Raw genomic sequence first — 14113 nt, forward strand, 5'->3', positions numbered from 1 at the left:
AGCGTCGTCCGGGCTGTTCGTCAGGCAGTGCGCCGCACCCGCGGCACCGGACAGTCATCGCCGAGTCCCCGTACGGCGCGAGCCAGGGGAGCCGGGGACCCACCGCAGTCCCTGGGGTGAATCGGACGCCCGCGCGAGCCGCGAGGGAGTCCGTAGGAGACCTTCCTGCTCCGAACCCGTCAGCTAACCCGGTAGGCGAGAGGGAAGGAAAGGACCAGCCACCACATGGCGTTCACTCGCGCCACCGGGAAGCACCGTCGTCCCAGCAGGATCCAGCGCGGCACCGCCCGCGCGGCGGGCGTCGCGGCCCTCGCCACCACCGGCGTGATCGGCACCGTGGCGGCCCCCGCGGCCTTCGCCGCCGAGCCCAGCCCCGAGCAGACCGGCCTCACCCCGGTCGTCACCATGGGCGACACCGTGGCCCAGCAGATCGACGCCCAGGCCGTCGCGCAGCAGCAGGCCGCCGACGAGGCCGCCGCCAAGCAGAAGGCCGAGGAGGCCGCGCGCAAGCGGGCCGCCGAGATGGCCGAGAGGGCCAAGGAAGCGGCCGAGAAGGCCCGCGAGGCCAAGGAGCGCGCCGCCCGCGAGGCCGAGCGCAAGCGCCTCAACGCCTACGTGGCCCCGATCTCCGGCTCGTACGTCTCCACCAGCTACAAGGCCAGCAGCGGCCTGTGGTCCTCCGGCAGCCACACGGGTGTCGACTTCCACGCCGCCAGCGGCACCTCCGTCCACGCGGTCGGCGCGGGCACCGTCGTCGAGGCCGGCTGGGGCGGCTCGTACGGCAACCAGGTCGTGATCAAGATGAACGACGGGACGTACACCCAGTACGGCCACCTGTCCTCCACCGGCGTCTCGGTGGGCCAGCAGGTCACCCCCGGCCAGCAGATCGGCCTGTCCGGCGCGACCGGCAACGTCACCGGCCCGCACCTGCACTTCGAGGCCCGTACGAGCCCCGAGTACGGCTCGGACATCGACCCGGTCGCCTACCTCCGCTCGCACGGCGTGAACGTCTGACCGGACCCTCCGCGCTGTTCCCGAAGCCCCGGCTCCCCGAGCCGGGGCTTTCGCCGTTTACGGCGGCCGCCTGTCCAAAAAATATCCCCGGATTCCCGCTTGCCGTCGGAAATTCCGGCTCATTGCAATAGAGTCACGGAACGGGCGCCGCTCGCCGGCGTTTCACGGGGATTAAAGGGAGGTCGGTCATGCGTATTCCCGCGCACTCGGTGTGCACGGCCATCCGGGACGACATCGTCGCGGGTGTCCACGCACGCGGCAGCCGGCTCACCGAGGAACTTCTCGCGCGCCGCTACGGCGTCTCGCGGGTGCCCGTCCGGGAGGCACTGCGCACGCTGGAAGCCGAGGGTTTCGTGGTGACCCGCCGGCACGCGGGCGCCTGCGTCGCCGAACCCACCGAGCAGGAGGCCGGCGACCTGCTGGAGATGCGCCTGCTCCTGGAGCCGCTCGGTGCGGCCCGTGCGGCCCAGCGCCGCACCGAGGCGCATCTGAAGGTCCTGCGCGGCCTGGTCCGGCTGGGCCAGGAGCGGGCCCGCCGGGGCAACAGCGATGACCTGCGCTCCCTCGGCGGCTGGTTCCACGAAACACTCGCCCAGGCCTCCGGCAGCCCCGCACTGACCTCGATGCTCACCCAGCTCCGCCACAAGATCGCGTGGATGTACGCGGTGGACCCGCCGGCCAGCCCGGTGGAGTCCTGGACGGAGCACGGCGCGATCGTGGACGCGGTGGCGCGCGGGGACGGCGAGCGCGCGCGGGCGGTGACGGCGCTGCACGCCGAGCGCGCGACGGGCGCGCACCGCCTGCGTTTCGGCTCCGGCAGGGAGCCCGCCGACCGTGTGAGGAACTCGCAACATCCCGTAAACACGGCGAGCCTGCGGCATTAACACGGCGGCCGTATACAAAGAGCAGCCAATTCGTGAGGGCCTATTTACCCTGCCCGGAAACGGGGAATTCCAGAATTCCCGCCCCTGGTCGACAGAGAATGGCGAAGGGCTCGCCCGGTGAATTCGGACGAGCCCTCCGGTGTGCGCCGGATGATGGGCGCACGGGACATCAGACGGTCTCGGGCAGTTCCTCAAGACCCTCGGAGACCAGCTTGGCCAGCCGGTCCAGGGCGACGTCCGCGCCCTCGGCGTCGGAGGCGAGGACGATCTCCTCGCCACCCTGGGCGCCGAGGCCCAGGACGGCCAGCATCGAGGCCGCGTTGACGGGGTTGCCGTCAGCCTTGGCGATCGTCACCGGGACGCCTGCGGCCGTGGCGGCTCGGACGAAGATGGAGGCGGGGCGGGCGTGGAGACCCTCGGCCCAGCCGACGTTGACGCGGCGCTCAGCCATGTGTTGCTGCCCTTCGGTGTTCAGGGTTGTCTAGACCAGTTTCCCATATCGTGAAGCCCACCAGGAGCGGTCCTCGCGTTCCACTCCAGGGGTGCCGTCGGATCGCGGCCTCGACCCGACTGACGCCCTCCACAGACTGCCTCGCGCCGTTGTCAGGCGCTAGCCGTACTCTGGGGCCCATGCAGACCTCGCCGGACCGGCACGAGTATCCCGCCCACTGGGAAGCCGACGTGGTGCTGCGCGACGGGGGCACCGCGCGCATCCGGCCCATCACCGTTGATGACGCCGATCGCCTGGTCAGCTTCTACGAGCAGGTCTCCGACGAGTCGAAGTACTACCGCTTCTTCGCGCCGTACCCTCGCCTGTCCGCCAAGGACGTCCACCGCTTCACGCACCACGACTTTGTGGACCGGGTGGGACTCGCGGCCACGGTCGGCGGCGAGTTCATCGCCACCGTACGCTACGACCGGATCGGCGCGGACGGAACGCCCGCGTCCGCACCCGCCGACGAGGCCGAGGTCGCCTTCCTCGTGCAGGACGCCCATCAGGGCCGCGGGGTCGCCTCCGCCCTGCTGGAACACATCGGCGCCGTCGCCCGCGAGCGCGGCATCCGCCGCTTCGCCGCCGAGGTGCTGCCCGCGAACAACAAGATGATCAAGGTGTTCACGGACGCCGGCTACACCCAGAAGCGCAGCTTCGAGGACGGCGTGGTCCGTCTGGAGTTCGACCTGGAACCCACCGACCGCTCCCTCGCCGTGCAGTACGCGCGCGAGCACCGCGCCGAGGCGCGCTCCGTGCAGCGGCTGCTCGCCCCCGGTTCGGTCGCCGTCATCGGCGCCGGGCGCACGCCGGGCGGCGTAGGCCGCAGCGTCCTCGGCAACATCCGGGACGCCGGGTACAACGGCCGCCTCTACGCCGTGAACAAGGCCCTTCCCGAGGGGCAGAGGGAGCTCGACGGCGTGCCCGCGCACCGCTCGGTGCGGGACATCGACGGCCCGGTCGACCTCGCGGTCGTCGCCGTACCGGCCGAGCACGTTCCCGAGGTCGTCACCGAGTGCGGCGAGCACGGCGTGCAGGGGCTCGTCGTGGTCTCCGCCGGGTACGCCGAGAGCGGCCATGAGGGGCGCGAACGCCAGCGCGCCCTCGTGCGGCACGCGCGCACGTACGGCATGCGCATCATCGGCCCCAACGCCTTCGGCATCATCAACACCTCCCCGGAGGTACGGCTCAACGCCTCCCTCGCCCCCGAGGTGCCGCGCCCCGGCCGGATCGGCCTGTTCGCCCAGTCCGGCGCCATCGGCATCGCCCTGCTGTCCCGCCTGCACCGGCGCGGCGGCGGCGTGACGGGCGTGACCGGCGTCTCCACCTTCGTCTCCTCCGGCAACCGCGCCGACGTCTCCGGCAACGATGTCCTGCAGTACTGGTACGAGGATCCCGACACCGACGTCGTCCTCATGTACCTGGAGTCCATCGGCAATCCCCGCAAGTTCACCCGCCTCGCCCGCCGGACCGCCGCGGCCAAGCCCCTGGTCGTCGTCCAGGGCGCACGGCACGGCGCCGCACCCCAGGGGCACGCCGTACGGGCGACCCGCCTCCCGCACGCGACGGTGTCTGCGCTGCTGCGCCAGGCCGGCGTCATCCGCGTCGACACCATCACCGAGCTGGTGGACGCCGGGTTGCTGCTCGCCCGCCAGCCCCTGCCGCCCGGCCCCAGGGTGGCGATCCTGGGCAACTCGGAGTCGCTGGGCCTGCTCACGTACGACGCGTGCCTCGCCGAGGGCCTGCGGCCGCACCCCCCGCAGGACCTGACGACCGGCGCCTCCGCGGCGGACTTCCACGCCGCCCTGTCCCGCGCGCTCGCCGACGACCGGTGCGACGCCGTCGTCGTCACCGCCATACCGGCGGTGGGGGAGGGCTCGGTCGGTGACGCGGCCCTCGCGGAGGCCCTGCGCTCGGCCTCGGCGGCGGCCCCGGACAAGCCGGTCCTGGTGGTCCACGTGGAGCTCGGCGGTCTGGCGGAGGCCCTGTCGGCTGCGGCGAGCACGGCACCGCAGACCGGTTCGGGCAAAACTCCGCAAACAACTACCGATCCGGCATCGCCCGCCGAGTCGGGCGAGAAGTCGCAAGTCGTCGCCAGCTGGGCACCGGCCGAGGAGCGTATCCCCGTCGCAGAGCCCCCCGAAGGCGCCCACCTCATCCCCGCCTACCCCGCCGCCGAGCGTGCCGTCCGCGCCCTCGGACAGGCCGTCGCCTACGCGCAGTGGCGGCGCGAGGCCGCCGACCCCGGCAAGGTGCCCGAGTACGAGGACATCAACGAGAAGGGCGCCGCCGCGCTGATCGACGGCCTGCTCGCACGCGGGCAGGGACTCACCCTCGGCACGGACGAGACCTGCGACCTCCTCGGCCACTACGGCGTGCAGGTCCACCGCGCCCTGCCCGCCCCGACCCCCGACGCCGCCGCCGAAGCCGCCCGTACCCTCGGCTACCCCGTCGCCCTCAAGGCCACCGCCCCGCACCTCAGGCACCGCGCCGACCTGGGCGGCGTCCGTCTCGACCTTGCCGACGAGGAGCAACTGCGCCGGTCGTACGCGGAGTTGACCGAGCTGTTCGGCGCGCCGGAGGAGCTGCGGCCGGTGGTGCAGCGGATGGCACCGCGCGGTGTGGACGTCGTCGTCCGGGCCGTCATCGACCCCGCGGCCGGAGCCGTGCTCTCCTTCGGGCTCGCCGGGGCCGCCTCACAGCTGCTCGGGGACACGGCGCACCGGCTGATCCCGGTCACCGACCGGGAGGCGACCTCCCTGGTGCGCTCGATCCGCACCGCCCCTCTGCTGTTCGGCTGGCGCGGCTCCGCACCGGCGGACACCCGGGCCCTGGAGGAGCTGCTGCTGCGGGTGTCCCGGCTGGTCGACGACCACCCCGAGGTCGTAGCGGTCACCCTGGAGCCGGTCGTCGTCGCCTCGCACGGCCTGAGCGTCCTCGGCGCCTCCGTCCGCCTCGCGCCCCCGCCCGCCCGCGACGACCTCGGCCCGCGGACCCTCCCCGCCTACTGACAGGGGGCGACGTGTCCCTCGCAGTCAGTGGTCCCCCGTAGGATGGGCGTCATGGCCAAGACCAGTACGACGACCCAGGGGCTGCGGGCGGCGATCGAGCGCAGCGGCTACTACCCGGCCCTCGTGGCCGAGGCGGTGGAGGCCGCCGTGGGCGGTGAGCCCATGCGGTCGTACCTGGTCCACCAGGAGACGACGTTCGACCAGAACGAGGTGCGGCGGCACGTGACCGTGCTCGTCCTCACGGACAACCGCTTCATCGTCAGCCACACCGACGAGCAGGCCGCCGACAGCACCTCCCCGACGCCCTACGCCACGACGTCGACCGAGTCCGTGAAGATCGGCCGCATCTCGTCGATCGTGGTCAGCCGCGTCGTCGCAAACCCCGAGTCGTACAAGCCGGGCACCCTGCCCCGCGAGGTCGTCCTCACCATCGGCTGGGGCGCCGTCTCCCGCATCGACCTGGAGCCGGCCGCCTGCGGCGACCCCAACTGCGAGGCGGACCACGGCTACACCGGAAACTCGACGGCGGACGACCTCAGCCTGCGCGTCAGCGAGGCCGGGGACGGACCGGAGACCGTGCGTGAGGCGCTCGCGTTCGCGCAGGCCCTCTCCGAGGCGACCGCGGACACGACCCGCTGATGGCACAGCCCGAGACGGCCTGGGACTCCCACCCCGAACCGCTGACCGTCGCCTCCGCGCCCGTCCCCGAGTACGGCAGCGGATCGCTCGCCGACCTCCTGCCCACCCTGGCCGCCGGCCTGGGCGTCCCGGACATGAGCGCCGCGATCACCGAGCTGACCCCCGCCGACCGGAACTGCGTGTTCCTGATCGACGGCCTCGGCTGGGAGCAGCTGAGGGCGCACCCCGAGGACGCCCCCTTCATGACGTCCCTGCTCGCCACCTCCCGCGGTGGCACGGGGCGTCCGCTCACCGCCGGCTACCCGGCGACCACGGCGACCTCCCTCGCCTCCGTCGGCACCGGCCTGCCGCCCGGCGCGCACGGCCTGCCCGGCTACACCGTCCGCAACCCGGACACCGGCGAGCTGATGAACCAGCTGCGCTGGCAGCCGTGGACCCAGCCCGGCATCTGGCAGCCGTACCCCACGGTCTTCCAGCTGGCGCACGCGGCCGGGGTGCACGCCGCTCAGGTGTCGTCCCCGACCTTCCAGAACACCCCGCTGACCAGGGTCGCGCTCAGCGGCGGAACGTTCCTGGGGCGGCTGACCGGCGAGGACCGCATGGACCTGGCGGCCGAGCAACTGGCCGCGGGCGACCGCTCCCTGGTGTACACGTACTTCGCCGAGGTCGACGGCGCCGGTCACCGCTTCGGCGTCGACTCCGACGCCTGGCGCGGCCAGCTCATGTACGCCGACCGCCTGGTCCAGCGCCTGGCCGAGCAACTGCCGCCGCGCAGCGCCCTCTACATCACCGCCGACCACGGCATGATCGACGTGCCGTTCGACGAGCAGCACCGCATCGACTTCGACGAGGACTGGGAGCTGAGCGCCGGCGTCGCCCTGCTCGGCGGTGAAGGCCGCGCCCGCCACGTCTACGCGGTGCCCGGCGCGGCGGACGACGTCCTGACCTGCTGGCGCGAGGTGCTCGGCGAGCAGTTCTGGGTGGCCTCACGCGACGAGGCCATCGCGGCGGGCTGGTTCGGCCCGCAGATCGACGAACGGGTGTACGGCAGGATCGGTGACGTGGTCGCGGCCGCGCGGGACGACGTCCTCCTCATCGCCTCCGAGCGGGAGCCCAAGGAGTCGGCCATGGTCGGCAATCACGGTTCGATGACCCCCGCCGAGCAGCTGGTCCCCCTGCTCGAAGTACGCTCCTGACACAGCCCCACGCCGACCTCCACGCCGAAAGGTGCTCAACTCCACATGCCCGAGCTGGTGTTCTTCTGCGGAACCATGGACTGCGGGAAGTCGACGCTGGCTCTCCAGATCGAGCACAACCGTTCGGCGCGCGGCCTGCAGGGCATGATCTTCTCGCGCGACGACCGGGCCGGCGAGGGCAAGCTGTCCTCGCGCCTCGGCCTGGTGACGGACGCGGTGGAGGTCGGCGACGGGCAGGACCTCTACGGCTACCTCGTCGACCATCTCTCCCAGGGCGGCCGCGCCGACTACGTGATCGCCGACGAGGCGCAGTTCCTCGCACCGGAGCAGATAGACCAACTCGCGCGCGTGGTGGACGACCTGAGCCTCGACGTCTACGCCTTCGGCATCACGACCGACTTCCGCTCCAAGCTGTTCCCCGGCTCGCAGCGGCTGGTGGAGCTGGCCGACCGGGTCGAGGTGCTCCAGGTCGAGGCCCTGTGCTGGTGCGGAGCCCGCGCCACGCACAACGCCCGGACGATAGGCGGGGTGATGGTCGTCGAGGGCGCCCAGGTGGTCGTCGGCGACGTCACTCACTCCGCCGACGAGGTCGGGTACGAGGTGCTGTGCCGCCGTCACCACCGCCGCCGGATGACCGCGGCGACCTCCCACGCGGCGGCCCTGTCCCCGGACGTGCTGCCGGTGACGTCAGCCTGACCCGCGTCCGGCGCCGCGGCCGTCAGCCCCGCCGCTGCAGCAGCGCGAACCGCGCGCCTTCCGGATCCGCCACATGCGCCACCCGCCCGTGGGCGGTGTCGTGCACGGCCCTGAGGACCTGCCCGCCCAGGTGGACGACATGGTCCACGGCGTCGTCGGCGTCGGCGACCTGGAAGTACGTGACCCAGTGCGGCCCCCGGTCGCGGGGCAGCGCGTGCCCCACACCGTGGACGCCGGCGACGGGTTCGCCGCCGAGGTGCAGGGCCACATAGTCGAAGTCGGCGGAGACCACCGGCTCCTCCTCGTAGCCGAACACCGTCCGGTAGAACTTGGCGACGCTCGCCGACTCGAAGGTCAGCAGCTCGTTCCAGGCGGGCGTGCCGGGAACGCCCGAGACGGTGGTGCCCAGGTGCGCGGCGGCCTGCCAGATGCCGAAGACCGCGCCCGAGGGGTCGGAGCCGATCGCCAGGCGGCCCGCGTCGGCGGCGTCCAGCGGACCCACACCGATCGTCCCGCCGCGGCTGCGCACCGTCTCGGCCGTCAGATCCACGTTCTCCGAGGCGAAGTAGGGCGTCCACGCGATGGGCAGGTGGCGGTCCGGTGGCAGCCGGCCGAGGCCGGCCACCTCGCGCCCGTCGAGCAGCGCCCGCACGTACGGGCCGAGCTGCTGGGGGCCCGGCTGGAACTCCCAGCCGAACAGCGCACCGTAGAAGTCCTCGGTCGCGTCCAGGCCGTGCACCATCAGGCTCACCCAGCAGGGTGCGCCGGGCGCGTGCCGGGCTGGTGTGTCACCGTTCGGCCCGGCGGACCCCCGTGCGTCGGTCATCGTCACTCTCTTCTCGGCCTCGCGGTGGCCGTGCTCTCCGCAGCCTGGTGGGGCAGCCCTGTGGGGCGTCCCTTGTCCGGGGAGAATGCCCGATGTGCGGGCCTCGTCCCTCGCGGCGCGCTTGTCGGCAGGTGTCGTTCAGCTGTACAGCATGTGCTTGTTCCCGTACGCCGCGTGATCGCTCCGCTCCGGCCGAGCAGAGTAGCCGGACACGGACGGCTCGGCCACCCCCGTGCGCGAGGATGGGGAGCATGAACGCCATCATCTCCGCATCCGACCTCGCGAAGGACCTGGACAGCGACCCGCCGGTCCTGCTCGATGTCCGCTGGCAGCTCACCGCGGCCAAGGCGGCCGGCGAGCCGCCGTTCGACGGCCGCGCCGCGTACGAGGCAGGGCACCTGCCCGGGGCCGTCTACGTCGACCTGGACCGGGAGTTGGCCTCCGCGCCGGGCAAGGGCGGTCGGCATCCGCTGCCGGATCTCGCGCGCTTCGGTGCCGCGATGCGCGGGGCGGGCGTGTCGTCCGGCACACCGGTGGTCGTCTACGACGGCGGCCAGGGCTGGGCGGCGGCCCGGGCGTGGTGGCTGCTGCGCTGGACGGGTCACCCGGACGTGCGGGTCCTCGACGGCGGGTTGCCGTCCTGGGAGGGGCCGTTGGAGAAGTCCGTGCCGGCTCCCGCCGAGGGCGACTTCGTGCCCGAGCCGGGGGCGACGGGGCTGCTCGACGCGGATGCCGCCGCGGCTCTGGCGCGGTCGGGTGTGCTGCTGGACGCGCGGGCGGGGGAGCGGTACCGGGGCGAGGTGGAGCCGATCGACCCGGTGGCCGGGCACATCCCGGGCGCGGTGTCGGCGCCCACCACGGAGAACGTGGGGGCCGACGGGCGCTTCCTGCCCGCCGGGGAACTGCGGGCGCGGTTCGGGGCACTTGGCGTGCGGGAGGGTGCGCGGGTCGGCGTGTACTGCGGGTCGGGGGTCTCCGCCGCGCACGAGGTCCTGGCGCTGGCGGCCGCGGGCATTCCGGCCGAGCTGTACGTGGGGTCGTGGTCGGAGTGGTCCTCGGACCCGGACCGGCCGGTCGCCGTAGGGCCGGACCCGCAGTGACCTGACATGAGGTGAGGGCCGGGCCCGGAAGGCGCGGCCCTCGTCGTCCGACGGCGGCCCCGGTTACTCCTGCTTCTTGCGCCGCGTCCCGAAGACGATCTCGTCCCAGCTCGGGACGGCCGCTCTGCGGCCCGGGCGTACGCCGTCCGCCTCGGCCTGGCGGTCGGTGGCACCGATGAGCCGGTCGCGGTGGCTGCCCACGGACCGCGGCATGAGGACGTCGGCGTAGGCGGATCCGGCCGAGGCGGCGGGAGCCGGGGGCTCCTCCTCCTCGATCTCGGCGACGACGGGCTCCTCCTCGGGCTCCGCCGCCGGGGGCAGTTCCGGGACGACGAGGTCGCCCCGGAAGCTCGGCACCGCCTCCAGCAGGCTGGTCAGGGAATCCCGCTCGCCCGTCATCTCCTCGTCCGGCTCGGACGCCTGCGCGGGCAGGCTGGGCCGCTCGGGGCGGTCCAGCGGTCTGTCGCGCGGCAGCCGGGCGATCCGGGGGACGAACGGGAAGCTTGGCTCCGGGGCGGCCAGGTCGTCGGACTCGCCGATCAGGGAGCGCGCCTCGTCGTCGACGGCCTGGACGAGCCGCCGGGGCGGGTCGTACGTCCAGCTCGCGGAGTGGGGCTCTCCCGCGACGCGGTAGACCAGCAGGACTTCCCAGGTGCCGTCGTCGCGACGCCACGAGTCCCACTGGACGGTGTCCTTGTCGGCGCCGCGCAGCAGCAGCCGCTCCTGGACGGCCTCGCCCAGCGGGGGACCGGAGTTCTCGCCGGGGCGGCGGACCGGGGTCTTGCGGGCCCGCTCGGCCATGAAGGCACGCTCGGCGAGCACGGGGCCCTCGAAGCGGCGCACCCGGTCGACGGGGATGCCGGCCATCTGCGCGACCTCTTCCGCGGTCGCGCCCGCACGTATACGCGCCTGGATGTCGCGGGGGCGGAGGTGGCTCTCGACCTCGATCTCGATCTGGCCGAGGCGGGGACGGTCGCCGCGCACGGCGGCGCGCAGGCGTTCGTCGATCGGAAGCGTGTACTCCGTAGAGTCGGCAGCCTTCAGCACCAGCCGTGTGCCGTCATTCGAGACGGCCACGACACGCAGTTCGGGCATGGGGACCTCCCGGGTGGTGCCTGCCGACGTCACGTGCGTCGCTGCTTCCGCTAGTCGAGTGTGGCCTGCCCGGGTGCAGCCTGCCACAACCTTGCCGAGTTGCCCGGCGTGTCGGGCGCGGGCCCTGGATCGCCGTTATGGCACGGTTACCTATTCGCAACGCTAAGTGACGAACTTCATCACCCTGTGCAACTAGCCCCCTCCCGGCGGTCCTTAAGGCCCTGTACACCCAGATGGGAGACCGGACCCAGGGCTCGCAACAGTACTCCATTCGGGCCACGTGCGTGGATTGGCGCGCCGCCCAACTTCTGGCGAGGGGTGGGACTCGGAGGACCCTTTCCCCCGTTCGGCGATCTTGAACGTGGGGTACTTCACGTAATCACCTGAATCGGAACTAAGGGTTACGGAGAAGCCGCAGCGGATCGACGTGCTCAGGCGAGAGAGGCGACCCCACCCGAGCGCCGACGGGCGCGAAGACGCCGGGACACCACCCCCACTGCGTCGCCTACGCCCCCAGAACCCTCCGCAAGTAGTCGTTCTGGAACAGTCGATCGGGATCGAGCCGGTCCCGCAGCGCCGTGAACTCGCCGAAGCGCGGATACACCCGGGAGAAGTACTCGGCGTCCCGCGTGTGGACCTTGCCCCAGTGCGGGCGGCCCTCGTGGGCGGTGAAGATGCGCTCGGCCGAGGTGAAGTACCGCTGGTAGGGGGTGCCCTGGAACATGTGGACGGCGATGTACGCGCTGTCCCGGCCGGAGGCGGTGGACAGCGCGATGTCGTCGGCGGGGGCGGTGCGCACCTCGACGGGGAAGCTGACCCTGAGGCCGGAGCGGTCGACCATCGCCTTCAGCTCGCGCAGCGTCTCGACGACGGCCGCGCGCGGAACGGCGTACTCCATCTCCACGAAGCGCACCCGGCGCGGGGATGTGAAGACCTTGTAAGGGATGTCCGTGTAAGTCCGCGCGGACAGGGCCTTGCTGGAGATCTGGGCGATCGCGGGGATCGTGGCGGGCACCGCGCGGCCGACCCAGTTGGCCACCTGGAAGACGCCGTTGGAGAGGAACTCGTCCTCGAACCAGCTCTTGAGCTGCGGCACGGGCTTCTCCGGGCCCGCGCTGCGGTTGTTGCGCTTGGTGTTGGTGCTGCCGGTGTGCGGGAACCAGTAGAACTCGAAGTGCTCGTTCTCGGCCCAGAGTTCCTCGAAGTCGGAGAGGACCTTGTCGAACGGCATCGGCTCCTCGCGGGCCGTGAGCAGGAAGACCGGCTCGACGGCGAAGGTGATCGCGGTGACGATGCCCAGGGCGCCGAGGCCGATGCGGGCGGCGGCGAAGACCTCCGGGTTCTCCTTCTCGGAGCAGGTGAGGACGGAACCATCGGCGGTGACCAGCTCCAGGCCCTTGATCTGCGCGGCGATCGAGCCGGAGTCGCGGCCCGTGCCGTGCGTGCCGGTACTGGTGGCGCCGGAGACCGTCTGCTCCATGATGTCGCCCATGTTCGTGAGCGACAGACCCTCGCGGGCGAGAGCCATGCTGAGCCTCTTGAGCGGGGTGCCGGCCTCCACCGTGACCGTCATGTTCTCGCGGTCGACGTCGCGTATGCCGGTCAGCAGTTGAGGGCGGATCAACATGCCGTCCGTCGCGGCTATGGAGGTGAAGGAGTGCCCGGCGCCGACGGCCTTCACCTTCAGACCGTCCTCGGCGGCCCGCAGCACCGCGGCGGCCAGCTCATCGACCGAAGCAGGGGTGACCTCCCGCGCGGGACGGGCCGAGACGTTGCCGCCCCAGTTACGCCACGTGCCGTTCTTTCCGTTCGCTGTGCTGCTCAACGGAGCCTCCCCGACCCGGTGCCGGTCGCTTGAGCCGGCGGAACCCGAGGAAACCCACCGCGACCGCGACGGCCCCGGCCACCGCCGGAACCCCGTACCCGGCACGCGCCCCGGCCGCGTCGATCACCCAGCCGGCCGCGGAGGAGCCGAGTGCGACACCCGCCGCGAGCCCGGTGCTCACCCAGGTCATGCCCTCGGTGAGCTGCGCGCGTGGTACGTGCTCTTCGATGAGGGACATGGTCGTGATCATCGTCGGAGCGATGGACAGACCCGCAACGAACAGCGCCACGGCCAGAAACGGCAAGTTTCCGACCAGTAGGAGGGGGATCATACTCACGGCCATGGCACACACGCCCAGCAGCCACCGGCGTTCCGGCGGCCCGGCGAAGTGCAGCAGACCGTAGACCATGCCCGCCACACAGGAACCCGCCGCGTACACCGCGAGGACGACGCTGGCGGCTGCCTTGTGCCCCTGCTCCTCGGCGAAGGCCACGGTGACCACGTCGACCGCGCCGAAGATCGCTCCGGTCGCCACGAAGGTGGCCACCAGGACCTGAAGGCCCGGCGAGCGCATCGCCGTACCGCCGCCCCGCCGCTCGCGCGGGTGGGGTTCGGGCTCGGTGGCGCGCTGCGCGGTCAGCGAGAAGACGCCGGCCGCCAGGAAACAGGCGGCGAGCAGCGGACCGGCCTCCGGGAACCAGGCCGTGGACAGGCCGATGGAGATGATCGGCCCGAAGATGAAGCACACCTCGTCGATCACGGACTCGAAGGAATACGCGGTGTGCAGCTGCGGCGTCCCCCGGTACAGGGCGGCCCAGCGGGCCCGGATCATCGCGCCCACGCTCGGGACGCAGCCGATGCCCACGCACGCCGCGAACAGCACCCAGTCCGGCCACCCGTAGTGCGCCGCGCACAGCAGGAGGGCCGCCGCGGCCAGAGAGATCAGCGTCGCGGGGCGCAGCACGCGCCGCTGCCCGTACTGGTCGACCAGCCGCGACACCTGCGGTCCGGCCACCGCGGCGGACAGCGCGATGGTGGCCGACAGAGCGCCGGCCAGGCCGTACCTCCCGGTGAGCTGGGAGATCATCGTGACCACGCCGATGCCCATCATCGACAGCGGGATGCGACCGAGGAAACCCGCGACGGAGAAACCCTTGGAGCCGGGGGCTGCGAACAGGGCGCGGTAGGGGCTGGGCACGAGGTCTCCGAGGGCTCAGTAAGCTGCGAACGCAGTCGACACAGCTTACGCCTGGAATGCCCGGCCGAACCCGTTCGGCCCCGTCCGGATCCGGCCGCCGCGCGGGGGCCACCCGCCGTTTCCCGGCTGTCAGTGCCGG

The 14113-nt window shown here is 72.3% G+C and carries 12 protein-coding genes and 1 riboswitch; of the genes, 7 read left to right on the top strand and 5 right to left on the bottom strand.

Translation table 11 applies throughout. From position 1 onward, the window contains the following. The first annotated feature begins 48 nt into the window (after positions 1–48). Positions 49–213, top strand: a riboswitch (cyclic di-AMP (ydaO/yuaA leader). Between the two features lie 12 nt (positions 214–225). Next, positions 226–1014, top strand: a complete 789-nt coding sequence (locus tag HNR57_RS31940; RefSeq protein ID WP_184565560.1) for a M23 family metallopeptidase — start codon at positions 226–228, stop codon at positions 1012–1014. A gap of 188 nt (positions 1015–1202) precedes the next feature. Further along, positions 1203–1898 carry a GntR family transcriptional regulator gene (locus HNR57_RS31945; RefSeq protein WP_184565562.1) on the top strand — a complete coding sequence of 232 codons (696 nt, stop codon included), beginning with the start codon at positions 1203–1205 and terminating at the stop codon, positions 1896–1898. A gap of 169 nt (positions 1899–2067) precedes the next feature. Here HNR57_RS31945 and HNR57_RS31950 read toward each other — a convergent pair whose 3' ends face one another. Then, positions 2068–2349 carry an HPr family phosphocarrier protein gene (locus HNR57_RS31950; RefSeq protein ID WP_184565564.1) on the bottom strand — a complete coding sequence of 94 codons (282 nt, stop codon included), beginning with the start codon at positions 2347–2349 and terminating at the stop codon, positions 2068–2070. 179 nt (positions 2350–2528) lie between these two features. Here HNR57_RS31950 and HNR57_RS31955 point away from each other — a divergent pair, with 179 nt between their 5' ends. From HNR57_RS31955 to HNR57_RS31970, 4 genes are read left to right on the top strand one after another with little or no spacing between them, the layout of a single operon-like run. Beyond that, on the top strand, positions 2529–5399 hold the full coding sequence (locus HNR57_RS31955; protein WP_184565566.1) for a bifunctional acetate--CoA ligase family protein/GNAT family N-acetyltransferase: 2871 nt from the start codon (positions 2529–2531) through the stop codon (positions 5397–5399). Between the two features lie 51 nt (positions 5400–5450). Beyond that, positions 5451–6038 (top strand): DUF5998 family protein, encoded by a 588-nt coding sequence (locus tag HNR57_RS31960; protein WP_181361612.1) that lies wholly within the window; start codon positions 5451–5453, stop codon positions 6036–6038. Further along, on the top strand, positions 6038–7234 hold the full coding sequence (locus HNR57_RS31965; protein WP_184565568.1) for an alkaline phosphatase family protein: 1197 nt from the start codon (positions 6038–6040) through the stop codon (positions 7232–7234). Before HNR57_RS31960 ends, HNR57_RS31965 begins: the two co-directional genes overlap by 1 nt. 45 nt (positions 7235–7279) lie before the next feature. After that, positions 7280–7930, top strand: a complete 651-nt coding sequence (locus tag HNR57_RS31970) for a thymidine kinase (RefSeq protein WP_031108015.1) — start codon at positions 7280–7282, stop codon at positions 7928–7930. Between the two features lie 22 nt (positions 7931–7952). On the opposite strand, the gene HNR57_RS31975 is transcribed toward HNR57_RS31970, so the two are convergent. Continuing rightward, entirely contained in the window at positions 7953–8756 is an 804-nt protein-coding gene (locus tag HNR57_RS31975; RefSeq protein WP_184565570.1) for a VOC family protein, read from the bottom strand. A 251-nt stretch (positions 8757–9007) separates the two neighbouring features. Here HNR57_RS31975 and HNR57_RS31980 point away from each other — a divergent pair, with 251 nt between their 5' ends. Then, positions 9008–9856 (top strand): sulfurtransferase, encoded by an 849-nt coding sequence (locus tag HNR57_RS31980; RefSeq protein WP_184565572.1) that lies wholly within the window; start codon positions 9008–9010, stop codon positions 9854–9856. A gap of 63 nt (positions 9857–9919) precedes the next feature. Here the strand turns inward: HNR57_RS31980 and sepH are convergent, their stop codons facing one another. The 3 genes from sepH to HNR57_RS31995 all read right to left on the bottom strand — a co-directional run bounded on the left by sepH (position 9920) and on the right by HNR57_RS31995 (position 13974). After that, positions 9920–10951, bottom strand: coding sequence for a septation protein SepH (gene sepH, locus HNR57_RS31985; RefSeq protein ID WP_184565574.1), 1032 nt, complete (start codon positions 10949–10951; stop codon positions 9920–9922). Positions 10952–11456: 505 nt separating this feature from the next. Then, positions 11457–12776 (bottom strand): D-arabinono-1,4-lactone oxidase, encoded by a 1320-nt coding sequence (locus tag HNR57_RS31990; RefSeq protein ID WP_184565576.1) that lies wholly within the window; start codon positions 12774–12776, stop codon positions 11457–11459. After that, positions 12736–13974, bottom strand: a complete 1239-nt coding sequence (locus HNR57_RS31995; protein ID WP_184565578.1) for an MFS transporter — start codon at positions 13972–13974, stop codon at positions 12736–12738. The genes HNR57_RS31990 and HNR57_RS31995 overlap by 41 nt, the downstream gene beginning before the upstream one ends. Positions 13975–14113 lie beyond the last annotated feature (139 nt).

The sequence above is a fragment of the Streptomyces paradoxus genome, from assembly GCF_014202475.1.
GTDB lineage: Bacteria > Actinomycetota > Actinomycetes > Streptomycetales > Streptomycetaceae > Streptomyces > Streptomyces paradoxus.

Bases quoted from the DNA above. Each gene is read 5' to 3' on its own strand.
- HNR57_RS31940 (WP_184565560.1), top strand. From the start codon at position 226: ATGGCGTTCACTCGCGCCACCGGGAAGCACCGTCGTCCCAGCAGGATC.
- HNR57_RS31945 (WP_184565562.1), top strand. From the start codon at position 1,203: ATGCGTATTCCCGCGCACTCGGTGTGCACGGCCATCCGGGACGACATC.
- HNR57_RS31950 (WP_184565564.1), bottom strand. From the start codon at position 2,349: ATGGCTGAGCGCCGCGTCAACGTCGGCTGGGCCGAGGGTCTCCACGCC.
- HNR57_RS31955 (WP_184565566.1), top strand. From the start codon at position 2,529: ATGCAGACCTCGCCGGACCGGCACGAGTATCCCGCCCACTGGGAAGCC.
- HNR57_RS31960 (WP_181361612.1), top strand. From the start codon at position 5,451: ATGGCCAAGACCAGTACGACGACCCAGGGGCTGCGGGCGGCGATCGAG.
- HNR57_RS31965 (WP_184565568.1), top strand. From the start codon at position 6,038: ATGGCACAGCCCGAGACGGCCTGGGACTCCCACCCCGAACCGCTGACC.
- HNR57_RS31970 (WP_031108015.1), top strand. From the start codon at position 7,280: ATGCCCGAGCTGGTGTTCTTCTGCGGAACCATGGACTGCGGGAAGTCG.
- HNR57_RS31975 (WP_184565570.1), bottom strand. From the start codon at position 8,756: ATGACCGACGCACGGGGGTCCGCCGGGCCGAACGGTGACACACCAGCC.
- HNR57_RS31980 (WP_184565572.1), top strand. From the start codon at position 9,008: ATGAACGCCATCATCTCCGCATCCGACCTCGCGAAGGACCTGGACAGC.
- sepH (WP_184565574.1), bottom strand. From the start codon at position 10,951: ATGCCCGAACTGCGTGTCGTGGCCGTCTCGAATGACGGCACACGGCTG.